The sequence below is a fragment of the Pseudenhygromyxa sp. WMMC2535 genome (assembly GCF_011083025.2).
The window spans coordinates 8,073,920-8,090,448 of record NZ_JABJWV010000001.1; the positions used below are offsets into that span (position 1 = coordinate 8,073,920).

A 16,529-nucleotide genomic window follows, 5' to 3' on the forward strand; every position below is an offset into this window, starting at 1 on the left:
TGCACCGCTGGGCTACATCAACCATCCCTGTGCGAGGGGCTTCAGTCCCCTCCCCCTCCTCTTCGGCACTCACCCGGGGCGACTCGTCCAACGATCCCGCTCACCTCTTCTTTCGCCGCCGCGACCACCACATCCCGACCCCAGACCAAGCCAAACCCATCAACCCCAGCGCCGCCAGGAGCATCACCCCCTGCCCGACCACCCCGAGCAGCTCCCCGGTGTGCAGCAAGAAGAGCGTGCGCGTGAGCCCCTCGCCCCCCGCCCGCGTCGCCAGCACCTCGCCGGCGCCGTCGAGCCAGACCTCGGTCTCCGCGTCGTCGTCGAGCCACACGTGGTAGGGGTCCGTGGGCTCGAGGGGCAGCCCGACATCGGTCGCCGGCGAGCCGTCCCCCGCCGCCACCGCTCGCTCGAGGATCGTCTCCAGGGGCAGGTGCGTCTCGACCTCCGGCGCCCGCGGGGCCTCGAAGCCCAGCTGCGAACGGAAGGTCAGCACGGCCCCGGTGCTCGCCGAGACCACCACGATCACCGCCAGCGCCAGGCCCAGGGCGTTGTGGAGCTTGAAGTAGGTCTTGCGCGCGACCACGGTCGAGGCCGAGGTGTAGCAGATCCGCGGGCAAAGCAAGACCCCACGCCCGAAGCTCGGGACGTGGGGTCTCTTCCACTCGGTCTCGCGACCGGTGATTCAGCGCATCAGCTCATCAGCTCATCAGCGAGGCCATGGCCGAGCCGATGTCCGAGGGCGTGTCGGCGATCTTCACGCCAGCCTCGCGCAGCGCCTCGAGCTTGGCCTCGGCCGTGCCCATGCCGCCGGAGATGATCGCACCGGCGTGGCCCATGCGCTTGCCGGGCGGGGCGGAGACGCCAGCAATGAAGCCGACCACCGGCTTCTTGACGTTCTCCTTGATGAAGGCCGCGCCGGCCTCCTCGGCGGCGCCGCCGATCTCTCCGATCATCACGATACCCTCGCAGGTCGGATCATCGTTGAAGAGCTCGAGGCAGTCGACGAAGTTGGTGCCGTTGACCGGGTCGCCGCCGATGCCGATGGCGGTGGTCTGACCCAGGCCGAGGGTGGTCAGCTGGTGGACCGCCTCGTAGGTCAGCGTGCCCGAGCGCGAGACCACGCCGATCTTGCCGGGCTTGTGGATGTAGCCGGGCATGATGCCGATGCGGCACTGATCGGGGGTGATCACACCGGGGCAGTTGGGGCCGATCAACCGGCTGTTCTTGCCCTCGAGGTAGCGCTTGACCACGATCATGTCGGCGACGGGGATGCCCTCGGTGATCGCGATGATCAGCGGGACCTCGGCGTCGGCGGCCTCCATGATGGCGTCGGCGGCGAAGGGCGGGGGCACGAAGACCACCGAGGCGTTGGCCCCGGTCTTCTCCACGGCCTCCTTGACGGTGTCGTAGACCGGCACGCGGTCGTCGCAGGCCTTGAGCCCGCCCTTACCCGGGACGGCGCCGGCGACCACCTGGGTGCCGTACTCGAGCGAGAGCCTGGCGTGGAACTCACCGGTCTTGCCGGTGATGCCCTGCACCAGGAGCTTGGTGTTCTTGTCGACCAGAACGCTCACTTCGTCATCTCCACGATCTTCTGGGCCGCCTCGCGCAGCGAGCCGGCGGCGGTGATCTTCAGGCCGCTCTCACCGAGCAGCTTCTTGCCGAGGTCGACGTTGGTGCCCTCGAGGCGGACGACCAGCGGAACCTCGAGGCCGACCTCCTTGACGGCACCGATCACGCCCTTGGCGATGGTGTCGCACTTCATGATGCCGCCAAAGATGTTGACGAGGATGCCCTTGAGGTTGGGATCCTTGCTGATGATCTTGAACGCGGCGGTGACCCGCTCCTCGGTGGCGCCGCCGCCGACGTCGAGGAAGTTGGCCGGCTCGGCGCCGAAGTACTTGATGATGTCCATGGTCGCCATGGCCAGGCCGGCGCCGTTGACCATGCAGCCGATGGTGCCGTCGAGGGCGACGTAGCTGAGGTCCCAGTTCTTGGCCTCGAGCTCCGCCGGGTCCTCCTCGTCCTCGTCGCGCAGCGCCTCGATGTGCTTGTGGCGGAACAGCGCGTTGTCGTCGAAGGTCGCCTTGGCGTCGAGGGCGTAGACATCACCCGCGCCGGTGATCAACAGCGGGTTGATCTCGAGCAGCGAACAGTCGTACTTGACGTAGGCGTCGTAGAACTTGACCAGGAAGCTCGCCATCTTGCGGGCGGTCTTGCCGTCGAGCCCGAGCTTGTAGGCGATCTCGCGCGCCTCGAAGCCCTGGAGCCCGAAGGCCGGGTCGACGGAGCGCCTGAAGATCTTCTCGGGGTGGCTCTCGGCGACCTCCTCGATGTCCATGCCGCCCTCGGTCGAGGCCATGATCGTGACCCGACCAGTGTCGCGATCGAGGGTCGCGGCGAGGTAGAGCTCCTGCTTGATGTCCATGCCCTGCTCGATGAGCAGGCGGTTGACGACCTTGCCCTCGGGCCCGGTCTGGATCGTGACCAAGGTGCTGCCGAACATCTTCTCGGCGGTCTCCTTGGCCGCGCCCGCGCCCTTGACGACCTTGACGCCGCCGAGCTCGGGGTGCTCCTTGAAGCGGCCCTTGCCGCGGCCGCCGGCGTGGATCTGCGACTTGACGACGACGACCTCGCTGTCGGTCTCGTCGATCAACTTGGCCGCGGCGACCCGGGCCTCTTCGGCCGAGAACGCGACCTGAGACAGCGGCACCGGAACGCCCGCGTCGCGGAGCAGCTCCTTGGCCTGATACTCGTGGATCTTCATGCTTTGGACTCCTGTTCCAGCTCTGGAATCGGATTCAGTAGGGGAGCAGCTTGACCACGTCTTCCACGGCCTTGGCCGAGACGTCGAGCATGGCCTTCTCTTCTGCGTTGAGCTCCATCTCGATGATCTTCTCGACACCGCCGGCGCCGAGCACCGCGGGCACGCCGAGGTAGAGGCCGGAGTAGCCGTACTCGCCCTCGCACATGCACGCCACGGGCAGCACGCGCTTGCGGTCGCGGACGATCGACTCGACCATCACGCAGGCCGAGGCCGCGGGGGCGTAGTAGCCCGAGTAGCCGAGCAGGCCGACGATCTCGCCGCCGCCCTTGCGCGTGCGCTGGATGATCGCGTCGATCTTCTCCTTGGGCATCAGCTCGGTCAGCGGGATGCCGCCGACGGAGGTGTGCCGGGGCAGCGGGACCATGGTGTCACCGTGGCCGCCGAGGACCATGCCGTGGATGTCCTCGACGCTGACGCCGAGCTCCATGGCGATGAAGGTCTTGTAGCGCGAGGTGTCGAGCACGCCGGCCATGCCCATGACGCGCTCCTTGGGGAAGCCCGACTCGTGGAAGGTGACGTGGCACATCGCGTCGAGCGGGTTGGCCACGCAGATCAGCGCGGCCTCGGGCGAGTGCTCGGCCACGGCCTTGGTGACCGCGCCGACGATCTTGCGGTTGGTCTCCACGAGCTCGTCGCGGCTGGTGTACTCGCCGGTCTTGGGGTCCTTGCGGCGGGGCACGCCGGCGGTGATGACCACGACGTCGGAGCCGGCGGTCGCGGCGTAATCGTTGCTGCCGACGAGCTTGAGGTCGAAGCCCATGGCGGGGGCGGACTCGGCGAGATCGAGGGACTTGCCCTGGGGCATCCCTTCCTTGATGTCGACGAGGACGACATCCCCGAGGTGGCGCGTGGCAGCCCAGTGGGCCGTGGTAGCGCCGACGTTTCCAGCTCCAATGACGGTGATCTTGTTGCGACGTGACATGAGAGATTGGGCGCCGCCGGTATACCGGCTCGCTTCCGGGTCCGTCCATAGCCCGGGACAAAGCCCGCAGATCGCCCAGTCAGCGCCGCCTACTGCCAAGCCCGACAAAACGCGACGGGGCGCCGCGCGATCTCCCGCGGCGCCCCCCTTCCGACGCGACAGCGGCGCGCCGGGCCCATGTGGGGCTCAGCTGCGCCCCTCGCTGCCGCTCTCATCGGGATCGTCCTCGCAGTCCTGCTCGTGCACGAAGAGCCCGACCCACTCGGTCTGGACCTCGCCGCACTCGTCCGTACTCACGACCTTGACCCGGCGCGTGACCACTTCGCTGCAAATCTCCACGCTCACGGTGTAGATCCCCGCGTCACCCCAGCCGTCGACGAAGGCCGTGCAGTCCTCGTCGAGGCAGGCCATCGGCGCCTCGGGGCCGCCCTCGTAGCTGATCGCGATCGCGTCCGGGGAGGTCGCCATGGCCACGCCCCCCTCCGTGATGATCGAGGTCGAGGCGATGACCGCGGGGCTCTGCGCCTCGCCGACACAAGGCGGCACGATCTCGAGCTCGCCCTCCGGCCGCGCGCGCTCGTCGGTCACCCAGGGCTCGCCGACGCCCGGCTCGCGCTCGTCGGTGATCCACTCCGGCGCGCTCGGGGTCCGCTCGCGCTCGCCCAGCTGGCCCACGCCGACGTAGCGCGGGCCGACGGCCGCCGTGAACTCCCCGAGCGAGTCGCCGCGCTCGACCGCGCCCTGGCCCATGCAGGCCGGGGCGAGCTCGCCGAGGTTCATGCTCATCTCGACGGTGTCGACGTGGCAGTCGTCGTCGGTCATCCCGACCTCGATCAGCTGGAGCTGCTCCGCGTCACAGGAGAACGCCCCGACCGCGAACATGCCGGACTGGCCGTGGCCCAGCGAAAAGCGCGTGCACGCCTCGTCGATGCAAAAGGCCTCGTGAACCTCGCCCCAGCCGTCCTCTCCGAGGTGACGCCAGAGCACCTTTGCGGGCTGCGGCGAGACCTCGTCGCCGACCTGGTGGCTCACGCTGACGATCGCCGCGGGCCGAGCCTCGAGGGTGCAGCTACCGTCGACGATCGCTTCGTCGAGCAGCTGGTCGGGGAGCGCGTCGAGGGGCTGGGCGCGGACGAGAGTGGCGTCGTCGAGATTGGCCATGCCTTCGCTGGCGTCGGCCTCGGCGACACAGCCGCCGGCGATCGCTCCGAGGGCGAAGGCGCAGGTGAGCGTGAGCGTGAAGGTGCGGGTGGTCTTGGTCATGAAGTTCCTGTCTGGTGTGGGGCGGGAGGGCGAAGGCGCAGGCTCTCGAGGCGCTCTCGAGCGCCGAAGCGCTGCGCAGCTCGTCGCCGCTGTGCCGCCGGTTTTGTGCGTCGCATTCAGTGACTTGCAGGTGCCGTACCACCTGCGACAAAAAGCCTGAATCTCCGTTCCTGCACGGGTGTGGCGGGCGTTCTCGGGTCGTGACGACACGCTTCGTGATCAATCGACACACCAGCGGATCCGCGTGATCATCCAAAGATGAGCCGCCGGCCCTCGCTCTCGACGCTGCTGATCCACCCGCGCCACGGCCTGGCCGACGCGCCCAGCCAAACGCCCGCCGAGCTTCGCCCACGAGGCAGCGCCCCGACCCTCGATCGCAGCAGCACCTTCCCCCTCGCGGGCCCCGGCGGCGAGGCGCTCGCCAGCGGCCGAGGCCTGCGCGAGCACGACGTCTACGGCCGCTTCGGCACCAGCACCACCCGCGAGGCCGCCGCGGCCATCGCCCGCCTCGAGGGCGCCGAGGCGGCCCTGCTCACCGCCTCGGGCATGGCCGCCATCGCCACCGCGCTGACGACCCTGATCCCTCCCGGCGGGCGCTTCGTCTGCGGGGACGTGGTCTATGGCGGGGTCGAGTCGCTGATCGCCCACGAGCTGCCCGCCCGCGGGATCGAGACGACCCGCTTCGACGCGCGCGACCCAGCCAGCCTCGCCGCCTGCCTGGATCCCGCCGCCGGCCGCGAGCCCGCCCTGGTCTGGTGCGAGTCGATCACCAACCCGCTCATGGGCGTGGCCCGAGTCCGCGAGCTCGCGGCGCTGTGTCGAGGCGCCGGCGTCCCCCTGGCCGTCGACGCGACCTTCGCCGGCGGCATGGCCCAGCACCCCCTCGCGCTCGGGGCCAGCCTCGTGGTTCACAGCGCGACCAAGTACCTCAACGGCCACGGCGACGTGGTCGCGGGCGTGATCATCGGCGACCGCGAGCGCGTCGACGCCTGCTTCTCGACCCTCGCGCGCACGGGCTGCTGCATCGATCCCCAGGCGGCGTGGCTGCTCGCCCGCGGCCTGCAGACCTTGCCCCTGCGCTGGGCCCAGCAGTGCGCCAACGCGGCCATCCTCGCCCAGCGCCTCCGCGACCACGCGGCTGTCCGCGCCCTGCACTGGCCGGGCTTCGATCCCGACGCCCTCGCGGCAGCACCCCTGGACGCCGGCGGGGCCATGCTCTCCTTCGAGCTCGCCGCGCCCGAGCGCGCCGCCGAGGTCCTCGCGCGCGTGCGCCTGTGCACTCACGCCGCCAGCCTCGGCGGGCTCGAGACCCTGATCTGCTCGCCCGCCCGGACCAGCCACGCCCAGCTCGACGCGCAGACCCGCCGCGCCCGCGGCATCGTCGATGGGCTGCTGCGCCTGAGCGTGGGCGTCGAGGACCCCGAGGATATCTGGGCCGACCTCGACGCCGCCCTGTCCTGAGACCCCGAGACGACCACCGCCATCGCGCCTCCTCCGCACGACGCGTCCCGATTCCTGGCCACCCCATTTTCAACCTCTTTTCAGCGTCCCAGAGCCCGTCCAGCTATCGGGCCACCAATTTTGGATTCGAGCGTTTAGCCAGCCCTACCCCCGGCCAAGACCGACTTTGCCCCTCCCCTCCCCCGCGCCCTCGCCCGCCACATCGCGCAGGGAGGTGGACATGCCAGGACCCATTCACAACGGGCTCATCACCCTCTTCGCCAACAACCCCCGCCTCGCCTTCGAGGTGGCGAGCCGCTGCGGTGCGCCACTTCATCTGCGTCGCCACGACGAGCTCCAGCCCGCCCCCACGGTCTTCAGCGACCCCGCCGATCCCAGCCGCCAGCCGACCGCAGACTGGGTCGTCGTCGCCTCGGCCGAAGTCGACGGCTCTCTGCGCGCCATCGACGGCCTCATCATCGAGGCCCAGACGAAGACAGACCTCTCCAAGCTCATCACCTGGGACATCTACCGGGCGGGGCTCCGCAGCCGGCACGCCTGCCGGGCGTGGACCATGGTGATCAGCCCGTCCGAAAAAGTTCGGCGCTGGGCTCACGAGCTCTTCGACGACGAACCTTGGCTGCGCCCGCTGATCGTCCTGCCCGAGCACGTCCGACTCGTCCGCGACGTCCAGGACGCCCGCGAGAACATCGAGGCTGCCGTCCTCTCGGCGGTGATGCACTCGCGCGGCGAACATGCCGTGGCCAGCACACGGGCCGCCCTGACGGCTCTCTTCGAGTTGCCGGCCGAGCATAGGCGCTGCTATCTCATCACCGTGGTTAGTTCACAGACGGATAGCACCATGACCAAGATCGCCCAGCAGCTCCCCCCCGACGAAGACTACGAGCTCAGCGAGTTCGAGATGGAGAGCGCCCCCTACGTCCACGGCCACCGCCGCGGCCTCGAAGAAGGCCTCGAGCAGGGCCATGAGCGCGGCCGCGAGCAAGGCCGGAAAGAGAGCCGCCGCGAAGCCATCGACACCATGCGCAAGGCGATCTTCAGCATCCTCGACGAGCGCGGCACCCCCGTCGACGACGACATCCGCGCCCAGGTCTACGGCTGTCGAGACCTCCCCGCCCTCTCCCGCTGGCTGATCCGCGCCGCGTCCTTGCCCTACCCCTCGAAGCACTGACCACCAAACCACAGGGCATCCAATGAACGAACAGGCGCCCGTCGAATCCGACGGGCGCCTGCCTTGGCAGCGCCGCTCAAGCGCGGAGCCTCAGCCGATCAACCCGCAACCAGCCTCTTCGTGGTGCACGTTGTTGTCGGTCCGGCACTCGTGCCAGGCGTGCTCCGGCATGCCGTCGTCGACGACCACCCACAGTTCCTCGTCCCCGTCCTGAATCGCCTCGGGCACCAGGTCTCCGCTCAGCACCACGTCCTCGGCCTCCGCCGGGTAGAGGGTCTTGGTCGTCACGCTCTGGCCCAGCAAGGTCCCCCCCTGCTCGGGATCTCCATCATAAAAGCCCACGATCACACCGGGCGGGACCGCGGCCTGCCCCACGTTGCGCACCCGAGCGATGGCCTCGTAGCCGCCCTGACAGCTCGCCAGAATGTCGACGACCAGATCCGGGGCCGAGAACTCGCCCTCCGGCTGGACGTTCTGGCGAAAGTTGTTCAGCCCCTCCGTCAGCCAGTTGGTGGGCTCTTGCGCGGGGATGGTCGCGTCCTCGTTGACGTTGGTGACGTGATAGTGGTGCTGGTTCCAGATCCGGCGGGTCCGCACCCACTTGCCGAGCTCGTCACCAAAGATGCGCACCCCCGTCTGCTTGGTGCTCTCACAGGTGATCGACGAGTAGTCGTTGGACACGACCACGATGTCCGCGTGGCCGTCACTGTCGACGTCGGCCACCACCGGCAGCTCGCGCAAGGTCCCCGTGGTGTTGCAGGTCTGCCAGAGCACGTTCCCCGTGCTGCCCTCGTAGATCCGCAGATACCACTCGTCGGAGTAGACGACCTCCGCCGAGCCGTCGCCGTCGAAGTCGAACACCGAGCTCCCGGTGCCCGCCGAGGAGCAGTCGTGGGTCTGCTGGATCCACAAGAAAGCGTCGGCGTCGGCGATGTTCGGATCGAGGATCTTGGTCCCGTCGATGACCGCGTAGCCAACCCCACCGGCGATCGCCACGTCGGGGGTGCCGTCGCCGTTGAAGTCGGCGATGGTCGGCGGGCCGCCGCCGCGGGTGTAGCCGGCGCTGCCCGAGCCGCACAGGCTGGGCGAGAGCGGCCCGTTGATGTCGAGGTTCTGGCGATCGATGACGATCTCCTGGTTGGCCTCGTCCCAGTGATAGATGTGCATCAGGTGGGTGTCGAAGTCGGCCACGACCACCTCGGGGCTGAAGTCGAGGTTGATGTCGGCCGCGGCCGTCCACCGGCCGGTGAGCCCTGTCATCGCCTTGGTGCTCCCGTCGGCCTCGAACACCGCGAGCGGCCCAGCGATCTCGAGGTCGCCGTCGCCGTCGATGTCGAGGACCTGGACCGAGACCTGCGCGATCGGGAAGGTCGCCTCGAGCGTGCCCGTGAGCGCGTCGAGAACACCGCCACGGACGATCACCTCCACCTGGCCGTCGTGGTCGAGGTCGGCCAGCGAGGGCATGATGCAGCCCCCCGAGTAGTCCGAGGTCCACAGCTCCGTGCCGTCGGGGTTGAAGGCGCGGACCTGGCCCGTGGTCGCGCAGCCAAAGATCTCCGCGCCAGCCATGCCGCCCACGTCCCCCGAGGCCAGCTCCACGCCGGGGTGCAGCTGCGGGCTCTGAGGGTTGATGGAGAACTTCGAGACCAGCGCGCCGTCCACGATCGAGTAGGCGTGGAGCGTGCCGTTGACCGAGTACTGGTTGCTCTCGAAGCTCGAGAACACGATCTCCGGGATGTCGCGCTCGTCCACGGCGCCGTCGCAGTTGTCGTCGTCGAGCTGCGTGACGATCGGCGCCATCATCACATGGAGATCGGGGATGTGGTGCTTGAGCTCGGGTGCGAAGCTGGTCTCGGGGTGGTACTCGCACTCGGCCAGGCAGGTCAGATCCTCGTTGGGATCCGGCTCCTCCCCCGGGGGACAGTCCGGCGGGCTCGGCAGACACTTTCCGGTCTGGATCGTCGTCCCCTGGCACTCGTTCGACATCTCCGACTCGCCGAGGCTGTACTCGCAGTAGTGGTCGTCTGGGCACTCGCTGGCGTCGATGCACTCCTCGCCCGGGACCACGCACTCGGCGAAGGAGCACACCTCGTCGCCGCCGCAGCAGACCCCAGCGCAGATCGACTCGGCCGCGCAGCACGTCCCATCGATGCAGGTCTCGTCGTCTTCGCAGGTCGGGTCACACTCGGGCGGCAGGTCCGGCTCGCCCCCCTCGGTGTCGAGGGTCGTGCCCGAGCTCGAGCTGTCCTCGGCGCTCTCGCCTTCGCTCTCGCTCTCGTCCGATCCGCTCGACTCGAGGCCGACCTCGTCGTCGCTGGCCTCAGCGCGGCCATCGTCCCCCTTGCACGCGGCGAGGCACAGCGGCGCAGCCAAGAGCGCGGAGGTCGGCAAAGAAAGAGAAACCAAGCGAAAGCGAGCAGTCATGGCCGACACAGGACCACAGCCCTGCGCAGGATCTCAAGCGCGATGCTCGCGCTCGCTCGCATCGCCGCCCACGTGGGCTAAAACAGCCGGCGATGGCCGAGCAAGCAACCCCCGAGGACATCCTGAGCTTCTGGTTCCCCGATGATCGAGCGCGCGCCAACGCCCTGTGGTGGGGGAAGGACCCAGCCCTCGATGCGGAGATCCGCGCGCGCTTCGGCCAGACCCGCGCCCGCGCCAAAGCTGGCGAGCTCGACCACTGGGCGCGCAGCCCTCGAGGCCGCCTGGCCGTGATCATCGTCCTCGACCAATTCTCCCGCAACCTCTTTCGCGGTGACCCCGAGACCCACGCGGCCGACGAGCACGCCCTCACCCTCGCCCTCGAGGGCATCGCCGCCGGCGACGACCGAGCCCTGCGCCCCATCGAGCGCCTGTTCATGTACATGCCCCTCGAGCACGCCGAGGCGCTCGAGCATCAAGAACGCTGTGTGCAGCTCGTCCGCGCCCTCGCGGACGAGGTCGCCGCCGAGCCGGGGGTCGACACCCCTCGCCGCGATCGTTTTGCGTCATACGTGGACTTCGCCATTCGACACCGCGACATCGTCGCCCGCTTTGGCCGATTTCCCCACCGCAACGCCCTGCTCGGGCGCGAATCCACCCCCGAGGAGCTCGCCTTCCTCGAGCAGCCCAACTCGAGCTTCTGAGGCTCACGCCCGCGGGCCTTGCCCACCGTGGAGCCATGGCCCATAACGGTGTTCATGAGCGAGTTCGTCGATGTGTTGGTGATCGGTGCGGGGCTCTCGGGCATCAACGCGGGCTACCGCCTGCAGACCGAGCACCCCGACAAGCGCTACCTGATCCTCGAGCGCCGCGAAGCCATCGGCGGGACCTGGGATCTGTTTCGCTACCCAGGCATCCGCTCGGACTCGGACATGTACACCCTGGGCTTCTCCTTTCGCCCATGGACCAAGGCGCAGAGCATCGCCGACGGCGGTGACATCCGCAATTACATCGAGGACACGGCCCGGGAGTTCGGCATCGACCGGCACATTCGCTTTGGCCACGAGGTCCTCAGCGCGTCATGGTCGAGCGAGACCGCCACCTGGACCGTCGAAGTCCGCGTGCGCGAGACCGGCGAGGTCCTGTCGCTGCGCTGCCGCTTCATGTTCGCCTGCACCGGCTACTACCGCTACGACCACGGCTACACCCCCGACTTCCCCGGCGTGTCCGCATTCACCGCGGCCGGCGGCGTCATGATCCACCCGCAGCGGTGGCCCGAGGATCTCGACTGCGCCGGCAAGCGGGTCGTGGTCATCGGCAGCGGCGCGACCGCGGTGACCTTGGTCCCCGCCCTGGCCGAGCGCGGCGCCGAGGTCACGATGCTCCAGCGCTCGCCGACCTACATCCTCCCCCGCACCTCCGTCGATCCCCTGGCCGAGCGCCTCCCCGAGCAGCTGCCCCCTCAGCTCGCCTACGACCTGCTGCGCTGGAAGAACGTGCTCGTGGGCATGGCCCTCTACAACTTCTGCAAGCGCTTCCCCGAGCTCGCCCGCAAGCTCATCCTCGAGGCCACGCGCCGCCAGCTGCCCGAGGGCTACGACATCGACAAGCACTTCAGCCCGCCCTACTCGCCCTGGGACGAGCGCCTGTGCATCGCCCCGGGCGGCGACCTGTTCACGGCGATCCGCGAGGGCCGCGTCGAGGTCGTCACCGATCACATCGAGCGCTTCTCCGAGCAGGGCATCGTGCTCGAGTCCGGGCGCGTGCTCGAGGCCGACATCATCGTCACCGCCACGGGCCTCGAGCTCCAGGTCCTCGGCAACATGCAGCTGCACGTCGACGGCCGCCCCTTCGACATCAGCCAGGCCACCACCTACCGCGGGGTGATGTTCAGCGGGCTGCCGAACATGGCCATGGCCTTCGGCTACATCAACGCGTCTTGGACCCTCAAGTCCGACCTGATCGCGCGCTGGGTCTGCCGCGCGCTCGAGGCCCTCGACGCCCGCGGCGCCGACTACATCGTCCCCCGCCGCGACGACGCCTCGGCGGACGACCCTCCCTTCGTGGAGCTGCGCTCGGGCTACATCCGCCGCGCCATCGACCTCCTGCCCAAGCAGGGCCCGCGGGCGCCCTGGCGCGCGCGTCAAAACTACCTGCTCGACCTCTTCGAGATGCGCCTGGCCAAGATCGACGACGGATCGATCGAGTTTTGCAAGCGCCGCCCGAGCGTCGGAGGCTCCGACGCGCAGGCGGCCCAGTGAGCGCGCGAGCGCCCTGCTGACACGTCCAGCTCAGCCGGCGTCGCAGCCAGCGACGCACTTGTCGGCGCTCGACTTGCACTGGAGCTGGCAGGTCGCGCGGTCGTCCTCGCCCTTGCCCTCGCAGGGGCCCAGGCAGCTCCCCAGGCTCTCGAGGCAGCTGCGCGCGCACTTGCTCGCCTCCGGCGCGCCCGCGCCCGCGGTCACCGAGGCCGCGCAGTTCTTCTCGCAGGTCGCCCGGTCCGTCTCCGACTTGTCGGCGCAGCCGTCGAAGCAGCCCATGTAGCGGCCGACCGCCGTGGGCTCCTTGGCGCCGCCGTGGGCGTTCTTGCAGCGCAGGCGGCAGGTGGCCTTGTCGTCCTCGGAGCTCTCGGCGGCGTCGCAGGCCGCGATGCACTCGCCCTGGCTCTGCTCGACGGCGGCGCCTGCTCCAGCCGCGCCTGCTTCGGCCGCGCCTGCTTCGGCCTCCCCTGCCGCCCCCTCGTCGGCCTTGTCCCCCTTGTCGGCCTTGCCCCCCTTCGCCCCCTGGGCCTTCGCGTCGGTCTTCTTGGTGCCTGCTCCCGGCGGATCACAGGCCAGCAGAGCGAGCGCCGCGGCGACCAGCACCAGGCGCGAGGGCGTCGCGGACAGAGCGTCTCGATTCACCGTCATCATGGCCGCCACTCTACCAAGCGCCTGCATCGAGCGTCGGCGCGGCACGGCGAGGAGCCCACAGCACCCCCCCTCACGGCTCTAGGCGCTCTCGCTCTAGGCGCTGGGCTCCTCGGACTCATCCTCGCCCAGGCCCGGGCCAGCGATCACGCCCGCCTCGGCGAGCTCCGCGAGCGTGTCCGCGTCGAGGCCGAGCAGCTCCTCGAGCACCGGCCGAGTGTGCTCGCCCAGCTCCGGGCCCAGCCACCGCGTGCCGCCCGGCGTCGCCGAGAGCTTGGGGACCACCGCGGGGATCTCGAAGGTCGCGCCGTCGGGCAGCTGGGCGGCCTCGAGGATCCCCCGGGCGCGAAACTGCGGATCCTCGGCGATGTCGGCCACGCTCTGGATCGGGCCCGCCGCGACCTCGGCCGCCTCGAGAGCCGCGAGCGCAGCCTCGACGGTCTGCGTGCGGGTCCACGCCGCGATCGCCTCGTCGAGCGCGTCCGCCCGGGGCACGCGACCCTCGTTGCTGGCCAGACTTGGATCCTCGCCGAGATCCGGGCGGGCGATCACCTGCATCAGGCGGCGAAACATCGAGTCCGAGTTGGCCCCGATCGCCACCCAGCGCTCCTCGCCATCGGGCCCCGGCGCGCAAGGATAGGTCCCCGTGGGCACCACGCCCTCGAGCTTGCTGCCCGCGCGCTCGCGGACGTGGCCGAACATGCTGTACTCGGGCAACAGCGACTCGAGCATGTTGAACACGCTCTCGGTCAGCGCCACGTCGACCAGCTGGCCCTCGTGGGTGCCGCGGCGACCGGGGCCACCGTCGCGAGCCTGGACCGCCGCCAGCGCGCCAAAGGCCGCGTGCAGCCCCGAGATCGTATCGCCCAGGCTGACCCCCGAGCGCACCGGCGGGCGCCCGGGCTCACCGCTCAGGTAGCGCAGCCCCGCCACCGCCTCCGCGACGTTGGCGAAGCCCGGCGCCGCGGCCTTGGGGCCGTCCTGACCGTAGCCGCTGATCCGCACCATGATCAGCCGACGATCGAGGGCGTGCAGGCGCTCCCAGCCCAGGCCCCAGGACTCCATGCGCCCGGGCCGAAAATTCTCGATCAGGACGTCCACGCGCCCGCTGGCGACGAGGTTTTGGATGATCCACCGCCCACGCTCCTCGCGGAGGTCCACGGCGATCGAGCGCTTGTTTCGAGCCATGCTCCGCCACCACAGCGAGGTCCCGTCGGCGTGCAGCTTCCGCCACTTTCGCAGCGGATCCCCGGCGCCCGGAGGCTCGACCTTGATGACCTCCGCGCCAAAGCCCGCGAGCATCGCCCCCGCGAAGGGGGCCGCGATCAGCTGCCCGAGCTCGAGCACGCGCAGCCCGGTGAGCGCCGAGCGAGAGCTTGGATGGGTCATGCGCAGACCATACCCGAGATCGAGTCCCCCAGCGTGCGCCCCACGGCAAAACCAGCGGGCGCGGTCTTCTTGCGGGCTGCTAGATCTCGTCGCATGACGGCCCGCTTCGAGACCCGCAGCACCTACGACGCCCCCGCCCAGCGCCTGTTCGAGCTGCTCGCGGATCCCGACTTTCATCTGCGCAAGTCGAGGCACATGGGCCAAGACAAGATCGAGGCGCGCACCGAGCAGCGCGGCGACACCCTCGTGCTGATCGTCGACCTGTGGGAGCCGGCGCACTTCGGCGGCGGCGAGACCCACCGGACCATGACCTTCGAGTTCGATCCAGCCCGCCTCTCGGCGCGCTGGCGCCAGACCATCCACGGCCAGGAGAAGCGCGCCCGGGCCGAGGGCTACACCCGCGTCGAGGCCCGCGGCGAGCAGCGCTGCGAGCTGATCACTGGCGGCGAGATCGAGCTCAAGATCCCCGTGGTCGGCAAACGCATCGAGGCCAAGATCAAAGCCGGCCTCGAGCGCAACGCCGACAAAGAAGCAGCCTTCACCCGCGCCGAGCTAGCGAAGCGCTGAGTATACGCGTCGTCATTCGTCACGCCTTCGTGACCTCCACCCACGACGCGCGCGGCGAAGACCTGCGGGCCTCCGCCTCGATTGGAGTTTAATGATATTCGCCTGGCGCGATGAATTTATCATGATACTTCTCTAGACCTAGTAACCACGGCGCGACCGTGGTCGCTGGGTCAAGCACATGCACCGACACGCCGTAGTTCGTCACGGGCGCGCGCTCCTTGCCGTCGCCCTCCCCTCTCTCCTGGCTCCCACCTTTGGATGTGAAGCCATTCCCTCCGACATTGCGACCGATGACGCGAATCTTCGGCTGATCGAAGTCGACGTCGTCGACGACAACGACGGGTGCGAGGTGACGCGAGGCGGGCATTCTCGCGCGTACGCGGCCGTCGACGCCGATGTCCGCGTGTCCTGCCCCGACATCATGTACGCCTACGCCCCACAGATCGCCCTGGATGGCGATCGTCTGTGGGGCTCCCTGGGCGACGACCACGACGTGTTCTTCACCATCGAGCAGACTGGATCGAGCGCGCACTTCGACTGGCTCTCCGATCTGCCCGGGACCAATTTCAGCGGCCAGGCTCCCGACGGGCGCCTCTACCGCTACCTCAATTGGTACGAAGGATATATCTACAATGACGGCGAAGAATGGTACAAGGTCCCCGTCGAGCTCCCCGACGACCTCAGCGGATACTTCGCCTTTCAGGTCCGCCCCGACGGCCTCGGCCAGCTCCACGCACAATTTCACACGGGCCAGGGAGCGGGACCCGTGCAGTACGCGAGCCTGACCGACGGCGAGTGGTCGTGGGAGCAAGTCGGCGTGTGGGGTGGGTCCGGCCCCTACGCGGGCACCGACGCCTGGGATCGGCCGTTTTACATGCGCTTTTACCTGTCCGGCGGCCAGGCGCGCTGGCTGCTGAGCCTCGACGGCGAATCGAACGTGCCCGTCGGCACCCCCGACGCCGATCCAGGCTTCTTGGCCCGGCCGCCCCGCCCCGCGCTCGGCGGAGACACGCCCATCGCCGTGCTCCATCGCATCCCCGGCGAGCCGCTGAACCTGCTGTCCATCGTCGACAGCGACAATTGGAGCGAGAACCCCATCGCCGGCACCCCCGAGCTCCCCGAGCTGTGCGACGAGGTCTTCTCCACCACCGAGGCCGCCTGCCCGCCTTGCCACGTCCAGGCCAAGGGCATCGAATTCGACGCCTACCAGATCGTCCAGACCAGCGGCGGGCAGCTGTGGGGGGTCTGGGTCGTGTCCAACGTCGACTTCGAGTACGTCTACGACATCGAGCAGCTCAACGACACCAAGTGGAAGTGCACCGCCGACCTCGAGCAGTCTTCGCCCTACGCCGAGACCACCCTCGTGGTCGCCGAGCTCGGGTCCGAGGGGGAGATCGGGAAGACCCTCGAGCTTCCGCTGGAGACCGTCTGGGTCGACGACTTCGCGCGCCGCCACGTCGTCGCCTCGGCCTACGGCGACGACATCGCGGTGATGATCCAGACCGACCCCGAGGACACCGCCGCGGCCGTCAGGGTGCTGCGCATCGACACCGACGAGATCTAGGAGCCCGTGGTGAAACCCAGCGCGGCTCCTCGTGC

General features: G+C 69.2%; 15 protein-coding genes. 6 read left to right on the forward strand and 9 right to left on the reverse strand.

Annotated features, from left to right (window positions below; translation table 11 throughout):
• Positions 1 to 100: 100 nt before the first annotated feature.
• The 5 genes from G6O69_RS31250 to G6O69_RS31270 all read right to left on the reverse strand — a co-directional run bounded on the left by G6O69_RS31250 (position 101) and on the right by G6O69_RS31270 (position 5,012).
• A complete protein-coding gene (locus tag G6O69_RS31250; protein WP_176397196.1) occupies positions 101 to 583 on the reverse strand; it encodes a PepSY domain-containing protein in 483 nt (160 codons plus the stop codon).
• A 115-nt stretch (positions 584 to 698) separates the two neighbouring features.
• Positions 699 to 1,574 carry a succinate--CoA ligase subunit alpha gene (gene sucD / locus G6O69_RS31255; RefSeq protein ID WP_172307127.1) on the reverse strand — a complete coding sequence of 292 codons (876 nt, stop codon included), beginning with the start codon at positions 1,572 to 1,574 and terminating at the stop codon, positions 699 to 701.
• Positions 1,571 to 2,767 (reverse strand): ADP-forming succinate--CoA ligase subunit beta, encoded by a 1,197-nt coding sequence (gene sucC, locus G6O69_RS31260; RefSeq protein ID WP_172307128.1) that lies wholly within the window; start codon positions 2,765 to 2,767, stop codon positions 1,571 to 1,573. The genes sucD and sucC overlap by 4 nt, the downstream gene beginning before the upstream one ends.
• A gap of 34 nt (positions 2,768 to 2,801) precedes the next feature.
• Positions 2,802 to 3,749: a malate dehydrogenase gene (mdh, locus tag G6O69_RS31265; protein ID WP_172307129.1), complete on the reverse strand. Its 948-nt coding sequence runs from the start codon at positions 3,747 to 3,749 to the stop codon at positions 2,802 to 2,804.
• Between the two features lie 186 nt (positions 3,750 to 3,935).
• Positions 3,936 to 5,012, reverse strand: a complete 1,077-nt coding sequence (locus G6O69_RS31270) for a hypothetical protein (RefSeq protein WP_172307130.1) — start codon at positions 5,010 to 5,012, stop codon at positions 3,936 to 3,938.
• A 258-nt stretch (positions 5,013 to 5,270) separates the two neighbouring features.
• Between G6O69_RS31270 and G6O69_RS31275 the strand changes: the two genes are divergently transcribed.
• Positions 5,271 to 6,473 (forward strand): aminotransferase class I/II-fold pyridoxal phosphate-dependent enzyme, encoded by a 1,203-nt coding sequence (locus G6O69_RS31275; protein WP_172307131.1) that lies wholly within the window; start codon positions 5,271 to 5,273, stop codon positions 6,471 to 6,473.
• A gap of 220 nt (positions 6,474 to 6,693) precedes the next feature.
• Positions 6,694 to 7,644, forward strand: a complete 951-nt coding sequence (locus G6O69_RS31280; protein WP_172307132.1) for a hypothetical protein — start codon at positions 6,694 to 6,696, stop codon at positions 7,642 to 7,644.
• 90 nt (positions 7,645 to 7,734) lie between these two features.
• On the opposite strand, the gene G6O69_RS31285 is transcribed toward G6O69_RS31280, so the two are convergent.
• Positions 7,735 to 10,068: an FG-GAP-like repeat-containing protein gene (locus tag G6O69_RS31285; protein WP_172307133.1), complete on the reverse strand. Its 2,334-nt coding sequence runs from the start codon at positions 10,066 to 10,068 to the stop codon at positions 7,735 to 7,737.
• 92 nt (positions 10,069 to 10,160) lie between these two features.
• Between G6O69_RS31285 and G6O69_RS31290 the strand changes: the two genes are divergently transcribed.
• Complete coding sequence (locus G6O69_RS31290; RefSeq protein ID WP_172307134.1) at positions 10,161 to 10,769, forward strand: DUF924 family protein; 609 nt, start codon at positions 10,161 to 10,163, stop codon at positions 10,767 to 10,769.
• A 54-nt stretch (positions 10,770 to 10,823) separates the two neighbouring features.
• Positions 10,824 to 12,326 carry an NAD(P)/FAD-dependent oxidoreductase gene (locus G6O69_RS31295; protein ID WP_172307135.1) on the forward strand — a complete coding sequence of 501 codons (1,503 nt, stop codon included), beginning with the start codon at positions 10,824 to 10,826 and terminating at the stop codon, positions 12,324 to 12,326.
• 30 nt (positions 12,327 to 12,356) lie between these two features.
• Here the strand turns inward: G6O69_RS31295 and G6O69_RS31300 are convergent, their stop codons facing one another.
• Both G6O69_RS31300 and G6O69_RS31305 read right to left on the reverse strand, forming a co-directional pair.
• Positions 12,357 to 12,977, reverse strand: coding sequence for a hypothetical protein (locus G6O69_RS31300; protein ID WP_172307136.1), 621 nt, complete (start codon positions 12,975 to 12,977; stop codon positions 12,357 to 12,359).
• Positions 12,978 to 13,070: 93 nt separating this feature from the next.
• Positions 13,071 to 14,363 carry a CoA transferase gene (locus tag G6O69_RS31305; protein WP_172307137.1) on the reverse strand — a complete coding sequence of 431 codons (1,293 nt, stop codon included), beginning with the start codon at positions 14,361 to 14,363 and terminating at the stop codon, positions 13,071 to 13,073.
• Between the two features lie 93 nt (positions 14,364 to 14,456).
• Between G6O69_RS31305 and G6O69_RS31310 the strand changes: the two genes are divergently transcribed.
• Positions 14,457 to 14,930 (forward strand): DUF2505 family protein, encoded by a 474-nt coding sequence (locus G6O69_RS31310; RefSeq protein ID WP_172307138.1) that lies wholly within the window; start codon positions 14,457 to 14,459, stop codon positions 14,928 to 14,930.
• A gap of 88 nt (positions 14,931 to 15,018) precedes the next feature.
• Here the strand turns inward: G6O69_RS31310 and G6O69_RS31315 are convergent, their stop codons facing one another.
• Positions 15,019 to 15,297 carry a hypothetical protein gene (locus tag G6O69_RS31315; protein WP_176397197.1) on the reverse strand — a complete coding sequence of 93 codons (279 nt, stop codon included), beginning with the start codon at positions 15,295 to 15,297 and terminating at the stop codon, positions 15,019 to 15,021.
• 36 nt (positions 15,298 to 15,333) lie between these two features.
• On the opposite strand from G6O69_RS31315, the gene G6O69_RS31320 reads away from it, so the two are divergent.
• Positions 15,334 to 16,494 (forward strand): hypothetical protein, encoded by a 1,161-nt coding sequence (locus tag G6O69_RS31320; RefSeq protein WP_172307139.1) that lies wholly within the window; start codon positions 15,334 to 15,336, stop codon positions 16,492 to 16,494.
• Positions 16,495 to 16,529: the final 35 nt, after the last annotated feature.